11 protein-coding genes and 1 pseudogene are annotated in these 17177 nt (G+C 41.4%); 2 read left to right on the top strand and 10 right to left on the bottom strand.

Annotated elements, in window-relative coordinates; translation table 11 throughout:
* Nucleotides 1-92: 92 nt before the first annotated feature.
* From FD723_RS43230 to FD723_RS30645, 3 genes are read right to left on the bottom strand one after another with little or no spacing between them, the layout of a single operon-like run.
* The gene (locus FD723_RS43230) at nt 93-509 is read right to left on the bottom strand and encodes a transposase family protein (RefSeq protein ID WP_256874853.1); all 417 of its coding nucleotides are present in this window, start codon (nt 507-509) and stop codon (nt 93-95) included.
* Entirely contained in the window at nt 497-1000 is a 504-nt protein-coding gene (locus tag FD723_RS43225) for a transposase family protein (protein WP_256874931.1), read from the bottom strand. Before FD723_RS43225 ends, FD723_RS43230 begins: the two co-directional genes overlap by 13 nt.
* Nucleotides 1001-1047: 47 nt before the next feature.
* Entirely contained in the window at nt 1048-1335 is a 288-nt protein-coding gene (locus FD723_RS30645) for a hypothetical protein (RefSeq protein ID WP_256874975.1), read from the bottom strand.
* Between the two features lie 166 nt (nt 1336-1501).
* On the opposite strand from FD723_RS30645, the gene fusA reads away from it, so the two are divergent.
* Nucleotides 1502-3505: an elongation factor G gene (gene fusA, locus FD723_RS30640; protein WP_179068711.1), complete on the top strand. Its 2004-nt coding sequence runs from the start codon at nt 1502-1504 to the stop codon at nt 3503-3505.
* A gap of 101 nt (nt 3506-3606) precedes the next feature.
* Here the strand turns inward: fusA and FD723_RS42255 are convergent.
* From FD723_RS42255 to FD723_RS30620, 4 genes and pseudogenes are all read right to left on the bottom strand, one after another.
* A pseudogene (locus FD723_RS42255) lies at nt 3607-3756 on the bottom strand (chaplin); the annotation flags it as partial.
* A gap of 584 nt (nt 3757-4340) precedes the next feature.
* Nucleotides 4341-5780 carry a hypothetical protein gene (locus tag FD723_RS30630; protein ID WP_179068710.1) on the bottom strand — a complete coding sequence of 480 codons (1440 nt, stop codon included), beginning with the start codon at nt 5778-5780 and terminating at the stop codon, nt 4341-4343.
* Between the two features lie 457 nt (nt 5781-6237).
* Nucleotides 6238-8664 carry an arylsulfatase gene (locus tag FD723_RS30625; protein WP_179068709.1) on the bottom strand — a complete coding sequence of 809 codons (2427 nt, stop codon included), beginning with the start codon at nt 8662-8664 and terminating at the stop codon, nt 6238-6240.
* 356 nt (nt 8665-9020) lie between these two features.
* Nucleotides 9021-10205, bottom strand: coding sequence for an acyl-CoA dehydrogenase family protein (locus FD723_RS30620; RefSeq protein ID WP_179068708.1), 1185 nt, complete (start codon nt 10203-10205; stop codon nt 9021-9023).
* A gap of 646 nt (nt 10206-10851) precedes the next feature.
* Here FD723_RS30620 and FD723_RS30615 point away from each other — a divergent pair.
* A complete protein-coding gene (locus FD723_RS30615) occupies nt 10852-12486 on the top strand; it encodes an iron uptake porin (RefSeq protein WP_179068707.1) in 1635 nt (544 codons plus the stop codon).
* A gap of 351 nt (nt 12487-12837) precedes the next feature.
* Here FD723_RS30615 and FD723_RS30610 read toward each other — a convergent pair whose 3' ends face one another.
* From FD723_RS30610 to sfnG, 3 genes are all read right to left on the bottom strand, one after another.
* Complete coding sequence (locus tag FD723_RS30610; RefSeq protein WP_179068706.1) at nt 12838-13890, bottom strand: hypothetical protein; 1053 nt, start codon at nt 13888-13890, stop codon at nt 12838-12840.
* Nucleotides 13891-14058: 168 nt separating this feature from the next.
* Entirely contained in the window at nt 14059-15267 is a 1209-nt protein-coding gene (locus FD723_RS30605; protein ID WP_179068705.1) for an SfnB family sulfur acquisition oxidoreductase, read from the bottom strand.
* A gap of 362 nt (nt 15268-15629) precedes the next feature.
* A complete protein-coding gene (gene sfnG / locus FD723_RS30600; RefSeq protein WP_179068704.1) occupies nt 15630-16727 on the bottom strand; it encodes a dimethylsulfone monooxygenase SfnG in 1098 nt (365 codons plus the stop codon).
* Nucleotides 16728-17177: the final 450 nt, after the last annotated feature.

The raw sequence follows: 17177 nt of genomic DNA, 5'->3' as shown, positions 1-17177 counted from the left end.
CGAGAAAATAGGTGTTTGGCGGCATTCTGAGACAAAAAATTAAAATTAGAGTAAAAAGTACAAAACGATGAAATCAATTTCAGGATAAAAAATTAAGTATTAATGGTTAAGGATACTAAGCGATTAAGTCTTAACCTAATCAGCCCACAAACTGCCAGAATTACCTGACTATATCGATGACGAGCGAGACGGAATTTTTCCGAGGCTACTCGAAATATTTTTACCCGACATATCATGTGTTCAACGGCAATTCTGCGAGACGAAAGTTGTTTATTCTCTTGTTTTTGGAATTCCGAAATTTCTGTATTCTTTCGTTTCTTATGAGGTGTGGTAATGGCATCATCTCCAATATAAGCCTTATCACCTATAAACCTTTGTGAGTCAGCAAATTTATTCCGAGTATCTCGAAATAAATTAATATCACTTGTTTTTCCCAGCATTCCCACACAGATATCTACAATATCTTCACCACCTGGTAAGACAATAAACTGGTTTTTTAGAGTATGCATTTTTTTCTTACCAGAGTAATATCTTTTTGTTCTTGATAGTCTACAGGTCTCGCTGTAGCCTGTTCTGCACTATCAACAATTAATTCATACTCGGACAGCATTTGCTGCAATTCTTGATATTTTTGACTATCTACTGACGCTTCTTCTATTTGAGATGCTGGTAAAATTTCTCTCAAAATATCTACCCAATAGTTAAAAGCATCATTCGCTTTTGTTTTGGAAATATCAAAGAGTAACCCTAAAATTTCAAAAATTGGTTTTTGTCTGAGGTAAACTAGACACAAGCATATTCCTTCTTTCGGTGACATCTCTGGTTTGCGTCCGCCTCCCTTGGCAATAATCCGAACTTTATTTTTTTCAATTTCTGCTTGTTTCTCTCTATGCCTTTTTTCCGCTAAGGATACCAATGCTAAAAACTGGTCATAATTAATCCCTATTAATCGTTTTGCTTCGTGGGGATGTGATTCAATTCTTGCTAAAGGGTTTGTCATATTATCTACATATAATTTTTACTCCGTTTTTTATTATCCCACTTTGTTTATATTAAGGATAAGTCTATTGATGTTCCTACAGGCTGTTCACCCAAATAATCTTCAAGAATGCGCTGCTGGACTCTTGCCATTAAGGAATGACCAAAAAAACGGATAATTGCCGCATCTATGCCACCATCCATCATTCCGAAAGAGTTAGCAGGGCTGACCATACAATCAAAATCTGGCAACCACTCGAAATAGTTATTCACTATTTCTACATTGGGTAAATAATTAAAATGCTGTTGAAAGGCTGCACACAACAAAGAGTCAGGAGCTACCAATATCAATTTCAAGCTTTCATTTCCTCCGCTTGAATACCTATTTTAAACCTCAGCTAGGGCAACAATCAACGGTTTTTCTGTATTATCAGCCTTGTCTTTTATTTATACTACATATATAATACAAAATATGTTACCACTCAGTTGGTGACTGTTTGTCGCTTGAACAAAAGGAAATTTTATGATTCCCCGAACACGCATCCGAAATATTGGTATCTCTGCCCACATCGACTCTGGTAAAACTACGCTGTCAGAGCGAATTCTCTTCTACACGGGCAGAATCCACGCTATTGAGGAAGTGCGGGGAGGCGGTAAGGGTGCAACGATGGATTTTATGCCAGAGGAAAAACTGCATGGTATAACCATCACTTCCGCTGCTACTACCTGCCAGTGGCACGATACTCAAATTAACTTGATTGATACACCTGGACACGTAGATTTCACAATTGAAGTGGAACGTGCCCTGCGAGTATTGGATGGGGCAGTGATGGTGCTGTGTGCTGTGGCGGGTGTGCAGTCCCAGTCTATTACAGTGGATCGGCAAATGAAGCGCTACCGTGTGCCGCGTTTAGCGTTCATCAACAAGATGGATCGGATGGGAGCAGATCCATTTCGTGTAGTACAGGGAATATGCGATCGCTTGCAACTAAATGCGGTATTGCTCCAGTATCCGATCGGCAGTGAAGATCAATTCCAGGGAGTAATTGACCTGGTGGAAATGACCGCCGACTACTTTGAGGGCGAAAACGGGGAAAACTTGGTGAAAAAGGCAATTCCCGAACCTCTTAGGGATGAGGCGCAACAGGCACGCGATAAGCTGCTAGATGCTTTGTCGCTGTTCTCAGAACCGATGACTGAGATGTTACTGGCGGGTGAGGAGATTCCCAAAGAATTAATTTGGCAAACCATCCGACAAGCAACCTTGAGCCTCGAATTTACGCCTGTATTGCTGGGTTCGGCATTCAAAAATAAAGGAGTGCAAAACTTATTGGATGCAGTTGCGCTTTATCTACCATCTCCTGTAGATAGAGAAGTGGTCAAAACCGCGGAGTCGGTGAGTGTCTACCCTAATCCCGATGCTTCCTTGGTGGCATTGGCATTTAAACTCACTGTTGAATCCTTTGGACAGTTGACCTATACCCGGATTTACTCTGGGACGCTCAAACCTGGCGATACCGTCTACAACTCGCGGACTGAACAGCGAGTGCAAATCGGTCGCTTGGTGAGAATGCACGCCAATAAGCGAGAAGAGCTAAAAGTTGCCGTGGCTGGGGATATTGTGGCTCTGTTGGGTGTGGATTGCGCTTCTGGTGATACATTCTGTTCTGGGGAACCACTGGTATCTCTAGAGAAGATGTTTGTACCGGAACCAGTGATTACGCTGGCAATTACGCCCAAGAAACAAGAAGATAGCGATCGCCTTTCCAAGGCACTCAATCGCTTTCAAAGGGAAGATCCCACCTTCCGATTGAGCATCGATCCCGAATCAGGAGCAACCCTGATTTCTGGGATGGGCGAACTCCACTTAGAAATCTACCTCGAACGCATCCAACGGGAATATAATGCCGAGGTTTTCGTTGGTACTCCTGCGGTGGCGTACCGCGAAACCATTGGACAACAAGCTACCTTTGACTACCGATTCAAGAAACAGTCAGGCGGCCCTGGTCAATACGCCCATATTACTGGGTGGATTGAACCCACAAATGAACCGTTTGTCTTTGAAAATCGGGTGGTTGGGGGTGCGATTCCCAAAGAATATATCCCGGCGTGTGAGAAGGGTTTCCGTGAGGCGATGCAATCAGGAAAGCTGCAAGGCTATCCGGTAACTGGGGTGAAAGTCGTTCTGGATGGTGGTTCCTATCACCCAATTGACTCTTCAGAATTGGCTTTCCGGTCAGCATCCCATCAAGCAATTGAAGGTGCGATCGCTAAAGCAAAACCCTATATCCTCGAACCCATTATGCTTGTAGAGGTGGAAACACCCAACGAGTTTATGGGAAGGGTTCAAGGTGACTTATCCTCTCGTCGAGGTTTGTTGTTAGGTTCCGAGACAATGCAGGGATACACAGTGATTCGATCAGAAGTACCGCTAGCGCGAATGTTTGGATATTCTACAGAATTGCGATCGCTTACTTCTGGTATGGCTACTTTTTCAATGGAGTTTGCCTGCTATCGCCAGTCCTGAATCCACATTAGCAATTAGCATCGCTCCAGGTTATCTGATTATAAAAGACAACCTGGAGCTTAATTTAGTCACTTAATTGATTCTGACTCCTGACTTCTTCTTTATTTCTTGGGGTCTTCAGAATCGACACAGCTATTCCCGAATGCTGGATTTAATAAACCAATTACATTAACACTGTTACCACAGACATTAACAGGTACATGAACGGGAACTTGAACAAGGTTACCCGACAGAACACCAGGCGACGAAACATTAGGCTTTTTTACACTAGCACTAGCACTAATGCCAACTACAGTTGTACTAGATTTTTTTGCTGAAACATCTTGAGTTTTTGTAGCAGACTCAGCAGCAAAAGCTTGATTATCAAATGGTACTGGACTTATAACAAGTCCTACAGTTGCAACAAGTATCAAAAAGCTGAAGACTATAAGCTTAACAAAGTTTTTCATTTCTTTTACCAAAGAATATTAGGTTTTGACTTAACTTCTGCAAAAAAAGTTTATGATGCAGATTTTTGTATTCTTCCATAAACAAGGAGACAATACAAAGTGTCCTGTTGATACTCTAGCAATTCTAAATTTAAAAAATATATACTTCAAAATGCTTGTTTCAATATAATTTAATAATTATTGACAAAACCTTCACAACTCTTGATAAAAAGGCGGTATCAATCACTGGGATGGAAGTGTTTAACTGTTATCTAGTAGTCTGTCAAATTCATTTTGACGGTTAGAGAGACGCGATAAATCGCCGTCTCTACAAGTGTTTTGTTGCTCATTCTGAACTGTATTGGGTTATATTAATCTATCTGCCGCAATTATTTTTCAAATTGGGATTAGCGATCGCCTTTGCTAGAGTTTAAATCTTCTGCAATATTTAGCAAATCATTACCATCTACTTTATTTGGGAGTTTATTTGAAGCGACTGCACTATTAGCTGCTTTTATTGGCAACGTATTTAAACTATCTACATCACTTGATAATTCCTGAATAACTGGTTTATACTCCGGGTTATCTCGGTTAGCACCTGCTATTTCTTCTGCTTTACCTATAAAATCTTTTGCAAGTCTTTCACTAAAACCAACAACGAATGCTATTACAAAAATTAAAGACCTTTGTTGGTCTTGAGATGATTCTTGATTAGTAGTTGGATTGAGCTTAAAGACACTGGGATTAATAAACATTAAGATTATTCCAGAGTTAATTAAGGCTAAAAATAAAACAGAAAATGCTCCTCCAATCATTGGTTTAAAAGCACCAACAAGAAACGGAGTTAGTGGATCGGAATATTTCTTTTTCTGAAATTCTTCAATCCTGATTAAAATACTGATAATACTACCTAGTGTTCCTGCCGCAATAGCTAGACTTAGTTGGAGAAGAAATTCATTATATTTCTCATTTGCAGCTTGCCTTTTGCTATATTGTGCATTTAATTCAGCAAGATTACTATTTAGTGTTGTGAGTTCTGTACTCTTAAATTCTGCATTTTTTTGCGATATTATACTTAACTCTTTAATTTCTTCTTTACTTTGTTTCAATTTATTCATGTCATTTGCAGAAGTCGGATTTGTGCTTTCTGGTTGACTTTTTTGTTCAGCATTATTTTGAATTTGCTCTACTCGGTTATCTGTATATTTTTGAATTTCTTTTATTTCATTTTGTAATACTTTTCGATTGATATTATAATTGTTGTTATTGTAATAATTAACAAGTTCTGAAAAAATCCAAAGTCCGGCGATAGAAGAAGAAGTAATTCCTCCATAGATGAAAATGGCACTTATAAGTCCAAAAATTACTTTAGTCGTCGTTGATGGTGAACGGTGAACTGATAGAAATGGGTTAATAATAAATCCTGTCAAGGGATGTTCATATTTACAAACAATTTGCTCAACATCAAATCTAATAGCTTGAGCAATATTTATATTCGATGATGATTCGCGCAGAGCTTCTATGGCAAATATTAAAGCTTTAGATAGTTCAGTCAGTTCTCTTTGAGTTTTATCCCTGTTGTCAGGTATAAATAGCCTCGGTATTCTATCCCACCAAATATTTTGTGGTGCGTTTCTATTGATGAGTTTTTGCAGTCTATTAAACAAGATAATTATTTGAGATATTTCTTTTCCTGCTGCAATTAATCCTTCTTGTTTAAGAGGATCTGTAAAACTATTTAAATTATTCTTATAAAAATCTTTGATTAGTGCTTGAATTAGTGTCCTACTTGCATCTAAATTCCAATCATTATCAGTTACATCAGTTGTATTTTGATTAGAAACCATTTTACTTCCAATTATTTGCTAAAGTTGTGTCAAGTTGAGGCTATTGTATTATATAGAACCAGCTAATGTACTACAAGTTAAAAAAGCTAAACAAAAGTGCGCCTCCAATGGAAGCGCACTTTACAAACAAAAACAACTTTAACTAGTTGAGAAGCAGAGACACTACTTATCGTAAATTAAAGGGTTTAAGAACTTGCAATCTACATGTAGTACCCATTTCAGTCGGGGTTTGTCTTGAGAAATCGCTCCACTTGGGCAAAGCCCAAGACCGCGTTTCTTGCTAAATCCCCTGTTAGCACTAGCTTAAAGCCTTCTCTTTCAGAGACGCTAACGCGTAGCTTGCTTCCACGAAGTGGTACGGCATGGCAACTCTTAGAGAGGCTGCGCGAACGTCTGAAATTTCTTTAATTTTGAATTTTGTTAGCGAATCTGTGAGCGTCATTTTGAATTGTTAACCCTACTCCCCTTTGGCATCAGGCGCGGGGGAACCTGGTACGTATTTGACTTGCTCGATCGCACCAGTGTATTTAAAGACCCCATATTTTTTGTAGAGATCCCATGATACGGGACTACGGGCATCTTTACCGATGTCCAATCCTTCATAGGGAAAGCCACCAAAGGTTAGCCCTAGTTTACCTGCTGCGACTTGCTTACCGTTGACAGAGAGTGTTCCAGATCCCTGGCGTTTGCCCAGTGCATCGTAATTCAAATCGATGTTAAGTTTACCTGGCTGTAACGAGACTGGGGGAAATTTAATCGACTGACCATAGTTATTGTGTTCATAGAACAGCTTGCCATTGTCAATATAAAAGATGTAACCAGCTTCCTGTCCACCGTGAGCCAGAATCACCCCGCGATCGCCTACTTTATACTGAGCCTGCACCTGGATGGTAAAATCGCGATCGCTCACCAAGGGCAAAATATCCGGTTCCAGTACCGAATCACCCGCATGGAATGTTTTCGGTTTGACTTTCTCCTTGATATAAGGCGGTACTCCTCCATGTTGCGGGGATTCTAACAGGGGATAAACTTGATACTTAAATGCCGCCGCATCAAAGGCTGCTGCCAGTTCTTGGACTTTCTCTGGATACTCCTTCGCCAAATTGTTGCTTTCAGAGTAATCTTTGTTCAGGTTATATAATTGCCACTCGGAATCACTAAATGGTTTCCCAGTCTGATGTTCGGTGACAGCATACCAACCATCTTTGTAATACCCTCGATTACCAGAATTTTCATAGTATTGTTCAGTTCTTTGTTCTGGCGCATTGGCATCATTCAAGAGATAGGCAAAGCTAATACCTTCCAGAGGTTTCGTGGGTTTACCGTTAAACTTATCGGGATGCTTAATCCCCGTTAATTCCAGGATGGTAGGTGTAATATCTGTGATGTGCGTAAATTGTGTGCGGGTAGCGCCCTGATCTTTGATTTTTGCGGGATAGGAAACAATCAATGGATTCCGTCTACCGCCCCCAAGAGTAAAGAACTTGTAACGCTTTAAGGGTGTGTTGGAAACTGTTGCCCAACCAATGGGATAATGAGGCGCAGTTTGAGGACTACCAATCAACTCAAACCGACTGATATCTAGGGCTTTATCGTCTGGTAAACCGGAGTAATGACGAGCTACATTCGTTGTACCATTTGCCCCGCCTTCTCCAGAACCGCCATTATCAGAAGCAACAATAATAATTGTGTTATCGAGTTGCTTGATTGACTCTAGATAATCATAGAGTTTGCCAAAGTTTTGATCTAAGTTATCAACGAAGGCTGCATAGGCCTCTTGATAACGAGCAAATAGCTTTTTATCCTCAGCCGATAGTGTATCCCAAGCTTTAACCCCTGGATTTTGGGGTGGTAGTTGAGTGTCAGCAGGAATTAGCTTTGATGTAAGTTGCTTCTGGTAGCGTTCCTGGCGTAGCACGTCCCAGCCAGCATCATACTTGCCTTGATATTTGGCGAGGTCTGCTGGATGAATATTAAACGGTGAATGAACAGCATTGTTAGCAAAATACAAGAAAAATGGCTTGTCTGGAGACTTCGTTTTTGCATCTTTGAGTAATGCGATCGCTTTTTCTGTCCAGTAATCGGTGGTGAGGAAATTCTCAGGATAGCGATCGACTGAAATCGGTGTATTGTCTTCGTAGAGAATATGGGGTGTCTGGGGATGTTCCAATCCATCTAAGAAACCAAAGAAATGTTCAAACCCCCGCTGTAACGGCCAGGAATTGAAGGAAGCTGTGGCGGTGCGATCGTAAGTCTGAGTCAAATGCCACTTACCTGTCAGCAGGGTAGAATAGCCGTTGCTACGTAAAATTTCTGTCAGAGTCACAACATTACTCTGAATTTCACCCGCATAACCAGGAAAACCAGGGTGTCCCTCGGCAACCCAACCGACACCCGCAGAGTGGGCATTTAATCCTGTCAGTAAGGAGGCTCGTGTGGGAGAACAAAGCTGATGGGTGGTAAAGTTGCTAAACCGCAGTCCGTTAGCTGCTAATTTATCAATATTCGGTGTACTAATTTCTGAGCCGTAGGGGCCTAAATCGGAAAACCCCAGATCGTCAATTAGGAAAACAACTATATTGGGGGCCTCTTTTGGCGCTGCGGTGGTAGGGGATGAAGCTAGAGATTTTTTGGCTGATGGTGGCTGTGGAGTCCACCAAGGTGTTGATTCTGCGAAGGTTCTGCCGATTTTGCCTTTAAATCCAGCATAGGCTTGTATACTTGTATCACCTGCTTTCTGAGCAGGGTTCTGGGCGAAACTGCTAGCGATCGTTGTGCTAATGACTAGCAAGATGCTAAACGCAACCAGTGCTAACCAAGCGATGGGTGAAACAAGTTTTTGCTTGACTTTTTCAATGAATGATGAATTTCGTTTTCTGTTCAACAGACCTGCCTCCTGACAAGCGATAGTAGTTAAGCCAACACATCATCAGACCTCAAGAATTACGCAGAGGTCATAGAAAATCGCACCACAGAGGCGCAGACAACACGGAGGAATAAGAGTTTAAGGTTTTTTGTTTCTAGTACAAATAAATGCAAACATAATACTATATCTTGATCGAATTGTCGTAGTATTAAGTTAAGGTAGTTCCACTCGCTAATATTGCCTAGCTAGTTTTAAAGAGGCGATCGCAGACCATTGGTAAAAGACAATAAATAATTGATGGATAGAATCCTTGTAGAGACGGCGATTTATCGCGTCTCCCCAATCGTCAAAATGAAAATGAATTTGACAGACTACTATGAATAAAAGTTAGGTTTTGGCAGTTCATCATTTAACGCCCAGTTTCCGATATCTTGAATTTTGTAATCGACTGGATCGTGGAGAGTGAACGTGCGGAGATTGCGCCAATAGCGATCAAAGCCATATTTTGCACTAGTCGCACGTGCGCCCATAACTTCAAATATACGGTTGGTAATGTCTAAGCCGGCTTTAGTAGCGACCACTTTAGCAGCAGCAACTAAAAGCGCACACTCTCCCCGCTGTTCTGAGGTCAGTGACCATTCTCGCTCCCAAGCTGCTTGTAGTAATTCTCCCGCTTGCTCAGTTAAATATGTGGCTGCTTGCAGATCAACCCATATTTTGCCGTAGTGCTGAAGGATGTAAGGATCTTTGGTTGCACTCTCTACACCTGATGTCAGCCAAGGTTTTGTATTAGTGGAAGTATACGTTTTAGCAGCTTCAAAGGCTCCCTGAGCAATTCCCAGGTAGATATTAGCAAGATTCAATTGAGTTAAGCAGGCGCGAATAGTGGTGAACGGTTGACTTTGTTTGTCTCTACTACTAAGAATTTCCTCAGGGTACACCAACACATTCTCAAAAGTCACACTACCACTATCTGTTTGCCGTTGCCCGATATTATTCCAATCATGATGAACAGTAACACCTTGCCGTTGGGTGGGAATTACCAAAATACTCAATTCACCAGTTTCTTGATGAGTTGCAGTGATCGGCAATATATCCGAGTCTTGAGAGCCAGAGCAAAAGCTTTTAACACCGTTGAGACGGAAATAATTATTTTCTGGTGTCAGAGTAGTTCTTTTATCTAAAGGGTTAAGGGCATTGCACCAAAACCAATTATTGTGAATAGTTTCTGAGTAATATCGCTGTTTTTGCTCCGCCGAACCAAAGATATGAGGAATGACTACACCTAGATGGTGGTAAGAAAAGACGTGAGCAATGGAGCTATCAACCTTGGCAAACTCGCGGGTAATTTGCAGAACGGTAATCCAGTTTTGTCCTAAACCACCGTACTCTGTGGGTACGATCAGTTTCAGTAAGCTGCTTTGACGCAAGCGATCGCGTTCATACTTTGGTGTTCCACCTTTAGCATCCCGCTCTACAGCAGTTTCGGCAAATTCCTTTGCTAAAGACTTAGCTATATCAAGATAATTTTGAGACTCTTTAGTTTCGATTAATTGCATATCTTGCAACTTCTCCTGCTAACTTTTCGTGAGGAGTAACTATAAACTTGGTTGGAAAAACTTTCAATTTACAGTGTTTTGATAAAATTACCGTACTATCACTATATAATTGCATAGTTTAACTAATAAAACAAGCTAAAATTAAATAATTTTTACTAAATATATAGCTTCTTAGTGCTGAATCAAAAAATATTTACTTGAGAGCTAATCAGAAAAAAAAATACATTAGAAAAATTATTTTAATGTACTTGTTTTTCAAGAGCATATATGCAATATTAGTAACTTGAATGCACTAAGCTACTTTAGCCTGATCGACAAACAGTAGTTAGCAACTAATAGGCAAAAATTAGATTTTTCTCTAAAAGTTTAAATATTTTTACAGATAGATATTTTCTTGGCAAATAGACCAGCTTTTAGAGGAATCCTATTGTTGTCAAAACAAGTCTTTTTTGACACTGAAATATACAGACAAAACTTCAGAAATTTACTGAGGTGTGTCATTACATTTGTATTAGTGAAACCTTTTAATTGTAAGAGTAATTAAACATTTTTCAGGACAGTCATAAGTTTTTAGCTGGACAAGTCACCGAGATATTTGATTGCTTTCACTAAATTTTTCAAATCAACAATGTGAGGAGTGACAGAAATGTTCAATCGTTCATTTCATAATTTATTTATGGAATCGGTGATTTTGGGTGCTACTTTGCTAGTCAGCACATCAGCCCATGCCGAAGACAGTAAATTAGTGGCTGAAATTGGCAATTTCAGGGATAATCCCTTGGTAACAACCATCGCCCAAACACCTAAAATTCCTGCAATCAATAGTGATATAAATGTCCAACAGATAAACAGGATGTCTCAGGTAACATCTGTATCTCAGTTTTCAGATGTGCAACCAACTGATTGGGCATTTGGCGCACTTCAATCTTTAGTTGAGCGTTATGCATGTATTGCGGGATATCCAAATAGCACTTATCGAGGAAACCGCGCCATTACTCGCTATGAATTTGCAGCAGGTTTAAATGCTTGTTTATCTCGGATCAACGAGCTAATTGCAACAGCTACATCTGATTTAGTTACCAAAGAAGACTTAACTATTGTACAAAGACTGCAAGAAGAATTTACTGCTGAACTAGCAACTTTGCGGGGTCGTGTTGATAATTTAGAAGCTAGGACTGCGGAACTAGAAGCAAATCAGTTTTCAACAACTACAAAGCTTTCTGCGGAAGCTATTTTTGTGATTACAAATGCCTTTCAAGGCACAGTTAATGGAGATAATACAGTTTTTCAAGATAGAGTTCGCCTCGTTTTCAAAACTAGTTTTACAGGTAAAGACACTCTCAATACTCGTTTAACTGCTGGAAACGCTACTATTTTGCAGCTTCCTGGTGGTTCAGCCGAAGGTTTGCAAACCTTCAATCTTGCTCCTAGTAACAATCAAGTAGCCGTAGATTGGCTCTCTTACTATTTTCCAGTTGGTAGCAAAATCGATGCTTACATAGGAGCAATAAATGGAGTATTTTTTGACTTTGTTCCGACTCTGAGTCCATATCTCGATAGTGCTACGGGTGGCGGTCGCGCTTTGACAGAATTTGCTTCCTCTAGCCCTATCTATCGTATTGGTGGTGGTGCTGGTGGAGGATTCAATTATCGACTCAGTGACCAATTGGTATTGAGTTTGGCTTACTTAGCAGGAGATCATGCCAATCCTCAGCCAGACAGCGGTTTTTTTAATGGTCAATACAGCGCCTTTGGACAAATAGCATGGAACCCCAACAAGAACTCTGGCATTGGTTTGACTTATGTAAATGCCTACCAAAATCGGGGAGGAATATTTGACCTTGGTAGTGGTTTTACACTAGTCGGAACACAACAAGCCAATACTCCATTTGAGCGGACGATTACCAACTCTTACGGAGTCGAAGCCTTCTATAAATTTAGTCCTCGATTTGCAGTCAATGGCTTCTTTGGCTACACTAACGCCAAGAATCTGGCAGGTAGTGGTAGTGCAGATATTTGGTACTATGCTCTGGGATTGGCATTCCCAGACTTAGGTAAACAAGGCAACCTTGGTGGTGTTATTGTGGGTGCAGAACCTTATCGGGGTGGTAATCCTGCACCTGCAAACGATTTATCCTTACACATTGAAGGTTTTTACAAGTATCAGTTTACAGATAACATTGCTATCACCCCTGGCGTAATTTGGATCACTGCTCCGGCTCAAAACAATGACAATCAGGATGCCGTAATTGGCACTGTCAGGACAACCTTCACCTTTTGAATCCTCTCAGCAACGAATGGCACTAAGAAAAGGCGAAAGGCTTGTTTCACCTCGTTCCCAGTCTGAAGAATGGGAATGTATTCCAAGAGGCTCTGCCTCTGGTCAGCCCACTGGAGGCGGAGCCTCCGAGAATGGGTTCCCAGCCTCCAGGCTGGGAACCAGTTAGGGCAAAGCTTATAGCTTTTCTTAGTGCCCTTCGTCTCAGGAACTATGATTGTGGGGTGGGCATCTTGCACCGCCCTGATAATGCAAGTTGTATACGTAAAAGCTTACGTACCTCAACCCAACCTAATAGCTAATGCATAATTCATAATTGAATTCTTAACTACGAATTACGAATTACGAATTATTCTAACGCCCTTCACGATTCAAGCTCAGGGGTTGCTGTTCTTCAACTAGTGGCGGTACATCCTGCCAAAGACTAATTCCGTCGTATAATCCTGGAGCCATTAAGAATACTTGAACCCAAAGTATATTAAACCACCAGTAAAGCCCTTGGATAATATTTTCCTGACCTATTAGGGATACTGTCACCAGGTAGAATAAGACTGAAATTATTAAACTAGCAACAGATGCAACTATGCCTTTTGTGGGCTGTGACAACTCCGTGAAAGGCCACATATTGAATTGCCAAACAAATCCTAAACCAATAGTCGTCCAAATAGCTGCAAAGGTTGGGCCTGTTGTTGTGGTAAATAAATCCAATCCTAGCTGTTTGAGGAACAATTCTGTAATCAGAGTGAGTAGCAAAATAATACCTGTATGCAGTAATCCCAAACGTGGCATTCCTAGTTCCAATTTGTTTAAAGGCCAACGTTCAAAGAAACTACCGAATACTGTTGAACAAGGATACCAATACCAAGGAATGTAAAACGGTTGAAGTCCCCACATTTGTGGTAGAAAGGTGAGGGCAGGGGCAATAAAGAAGATGGCAAAAAAGATATTGAGAAAACCGCTCACTGGATGCCAGTTGCGTACTTCATCAGTGGTAACGATTGTGTTGTCAAAGAAGAATAAACTGGCGGCGGCGGCAATAATTGCTGTTTGTCCCCATAAGCCAACAGGTGTATCAGCGATCGCTGGTTTTGCAGAGATAAACTTCCAAACTTCTCCAGTTATGTAAACTAGCGCCAACAGTACTACTAAATTCACTGTTCCTCGTCCAAATCGGGTAGGAGAAAAGCGGGAACCTGGATAGCCGTTGAGGGAAAAACCTAGATGCCACCACCAAACGAAGCATATCGTGATATAAGTCAACTTTGTGCCCACATTCAGCTGAATAATTTGACCAAATATGAGTTCAAAAATATAGCTAATGACAGCAATTATAGCAATGAAAAGTAGCCCCTTAAATGGCTGGCTTTTCCAAATGCTCCGCCTTTGAGTTGGATTTGCAACGCTCATAGTATCAACTTAAATAATGTTGGATTTGATAGAGCAGAGGAGAAGTAATGAGTAATGAGTAATGAGTAAGAAGTTTTTACTTCTTACTCATTACTTCTTACTTCTCCCCTGCACAAGCGCAGGCTTTGAGAGGTGTGGTGAGAAATCCGGGAATAGAGAATATGGCAATTACAGCCAAGGATGACGTGGAGGGTAGACACCATTGAGGAAGTAGTTACCAACAGCGTAGTATTTCCAACGCACGGGATCGTGGAGTGTGTGAGCGCGGGCATTTCGCCAGTGGCGATTGTAGTTGAATTCCTCCAATGTGGACTTAGTACCTGCTAGTTCAAACAACTTGTTAGTAGCTAATAATGCTGCCTCGGTGGCTAAGGCTTTGGCTTCGGCAACTGCGATCGATGCTTCAACTACCTTGGGTTCTTCTAAACCTGACTCGTTAGCAATATCAAGAAATTCGCCTGCACGACGCAGCAATGCTTCAGAAGCATGAACCTGAATTTGGACATTGCCTAAGTTGTACAGTGTCAGCGGATCTTCGTAGCCTTTTTCTAAATTGCTGTCAACCCAAGGGCGGGTATAGTTGCGGACAAAGTGGATGGTGTCACGGACTGCGGCTTTGGCAATTCCTACATCTACGGCGGCTTGGATAATTTGCGCGATCGCACCCATTGGAGTAGCCCTTTCAAAGGCTAAGTAGTGCGGAATCACGTGTTCTGCTTTAACTTTCACATTTTCAATAATGGTAGTGCCGCTAGCAGTGGTACGCTGTCCGAAGCTCGTCCAATCATCAAGTAGGGTTAGTCCTTCGGCATCTCTTTCGACAAATGCCACCACTGTCTTACCATCTGGATTACTGGCAATCACAGGAACCCAATGTGCTAGTAATGCCCCAGCAGAGTAATATTTGCGTCCGTTGAGTACGAAGTCAGAACCATCTGGTGTTAACTTTGTCTGCACATCGGTGACAGACTTTGTGCCAATTTCCGAGAAGGCGTTACCAAAGCGCTTACCTTGTAGAACCAAATCAAAGAAGAACTTTTTCTGCTCATCTGTACCATCCAACCGAACTGCTTCCACCATGTAGAGGTGGTTTTGGGGAATTTGACCGAGGCTAGAGTCGGCTTCGGAGATGATTTTAACTACTTCTGCCAGGGTGGCACTTGAGACAAAAGCACCGCCATACTCTTTCGGGACTGTAATTCCCCACAATCCACTTTGGGAGAACTTTTCTACTTCCTCAGCAGGTAAACGTCGATTTTGGTCGCGTTCTGAGTCTCCCTTGGCAAACTCAGCTGCTAGTTCGTGTGCGATCGCGATCGCTTCTTTGTCATCCCGAATAATATGCGCCTTCTGGTCAGTATTAATTACTGATGTCATGGTAAAACTCCTTGATTGTGATTGATCATCTTTAAACGCAGAGGAACGCTAAGGAAAACGCGGAGGTACGCAGAGTTATCCCGAATTTAGGAAGTTTATGCAATTAGGTGTTGATGTCTGCGTAGCGTTTCGCTAGTTGCTGTAGAAGTGGGTTTAGCCGTGATCTCAACAGTTTGGCTCAATGGCGTTGCTGAATTGAGGTATGAAAATTAAAAATTCCATTTATCAAACTCTTACTCTCTACGCCTCTGCGTGTTAGCGTACCCCTGCGAGGAAGCAAGCTACGCGTAGCCCAAAAAAATCATACTTTCATTCAGCAACGTCGGCTCAACAAAACCCACTCTTATAAAGTATGTGTTAATCTACACTACAACTAACTCATCAGATGTCCGACGATTAGATTTAAGTTCGCGCACAAGTGGGATTACTGTCTTACCAAATGCTGGTAAATCATCTGAGTAGTGTAAGAAGCCACCAAGAATTAAATCAACTCCCACTTCATGGAACTGGCGAATCTTTTCAGCTACTTGTTCAGCCGTACCAATCAAGCCTGAGCGGAAGCCATCGTTATACTGCACCAAGTCTTCAAAATTGGAATTCGCCCACATTCCCTCACGTTCACGAGTTGCAGATCCCGCCTGTTTTACCGCTTCGCCAAATCCTTTCACGGCTTCTACATCGGCTTGGGCAATAATATCGCGCAATACTTCATGGGCTTCTGCTTCCGTATCTCGCACGATGATAAAAGAATTCAGACCAAACTTAATTGTGCGTCCTTCTTGACGAGCTAATGCAGATACTTCTTCAATTTGCTCTTTCACACCTTCTATGGTGTTGCCATTCATAAAATACCAATCGGAGACGCGGCCAGCCATCCGCCGCGCTGCTTTGGAGTTACCACCTTGGAATATCTCCGGGTGGGGATTCTGATTAACTGGTCTAGGCTTCACCCAACCGCCGTTAATGCGGTAAAAGTCGCCCTTGAAGTGAAACTCATCCTCAGTCCACAAACCTTTGAGAACGCGGATAAATTCTTCTGAACGACGATAGCGTTCGTCATGATCTAACCAATGTTCACCATATATAGTGAATTCATCTTTGAACCAACCGCTAACTACATTCAGAGCAAACCGACCGTTAGAGAGAAAATCAATACTTGCACCAATTTTGGCAACTACTCCCGGATGCCACAATCCAGGGTGAACTGCTGCAATTAGCTTTAATTTTTTGGTGACTGGAGCTAGAGCGGACACGGTTGTAAATGCCTCTAGCTGGTACTCAGCACCATAGCTGGCGATAAATCTGGCTTGTGCTAGACCATATTCAAACCCAACTTCTTCAGCCGTCTGAGCTAGTTGAGCATTATATTCATAAGTCCAATTTGTGCGTTGGGGAATTTTACTAACAACTAACCCACCGCTAACGTTGGGAATCCAGTATGCGAATTTAATATCTACCATAATTGTGCGTTTGTAATTGAAACTGCTTGGTTATTTATCTAAGTTTGCAAGTGATGCAACAAAGCCGGATTTGTCATCACTAACAAATCAGCTAAAACTTGATAGGGCAAAATCTTAGTCAAAATCGAAAGCTTGAGAGCGGTTGGAAACTACTCTGAGTTTACAAGTAGACAAATCTCTGATGGCAACAATATACCATAACCCGATCGCACTACCGTAGTTCTGAATGAATCAGACTCTATCACAACAATTTTTCTGATGTCGTGACTCGATATACTTAAACTCCATTTTTGTATTCCATTTTGGAATACAGCCCATTTTTGCTGAGTATTTAATTATTTTTATATTAGATGGCTATTATCCTGATTCAGTCAGGACAATCAGGAATCAGGACTCGATAAAATGTCTATGCTATTCCATATCGTGATAGACAACTGACTTTCATGTATC

Origin of the sequence: Nostoc sp. C052, assembly GCF_013393905.1 — a bacterium.
GTDB lineage: Bacteria > Cyanobacteriota > Cyanobacteriia > Cyanobacteriales > Nostocaceae > Nostoc.
The sequence above is the reverse complement of the archived record's forward strand: the minus strand, read 5'-3'. Positions and strand labels throughout refer to the sequence as shown.

Coding starts and splice junctions, on each gene's coding strand:
- FD723_RS43230 (WP_256874853.1), bottom strand. CDS start 509: ATGCATACTCTAAAAAACCAGTTTATTGTCTTACCAGGTGGTGAAGAT.
- FD723_RS43225 (WP_256874931.1), bottom strand. CDS start 1,000: ATGACAAACCCTTTAGCAAGAATTGAATCACATCCCCACGAAGCAAAA.
- fusA (WP_179068711.1), top strand. CDS start 1,502: ATGATTCCCCGAACACGCATCCGAAATATTGGTATCTCTGCCCACATC.
- FD723_RS30630 (WP_179068710.1), bottom strand. CDS start 5,780: ATGGTTTCTAATCAAAATACAACTGATGTAACTGATAATGATTGGAAT.
- FD723_RS30620 (WP_179068708.1), bottom strand. CDS start 10,205: ATGCAATTAATCGAAACTAAAGAGTCTCAAAATTATCTTGATATAGCT.
- FD723_RS30615 (WP_179068707.1), top strand. CDS start 10,852: ATGTTCAATCGTTCATTTCATAATTTATTTATGGAATCGGTGATTTTG.
- FD723_RS30610 (WP_179068706.1), bottom strand. CDS start 13,890: ATGAGCGTTGCAAATCCAACTCAAAGGCGGAGCATTTGGAAAAGCCAG.
- FD723_RS30605 (WP_179068705.1), bottom strand. CDS start 15,267: ATGACATCAGTAATTAATACTGACCAGAAGGCGCATATTATTCGGGAT.
- sfnG (WP_179068704.1), bottom strand. CDS start 16,727: ATGGTAGATATTAAATTCGCATACTGGATTCCCAACGTTAGCGGTGGG.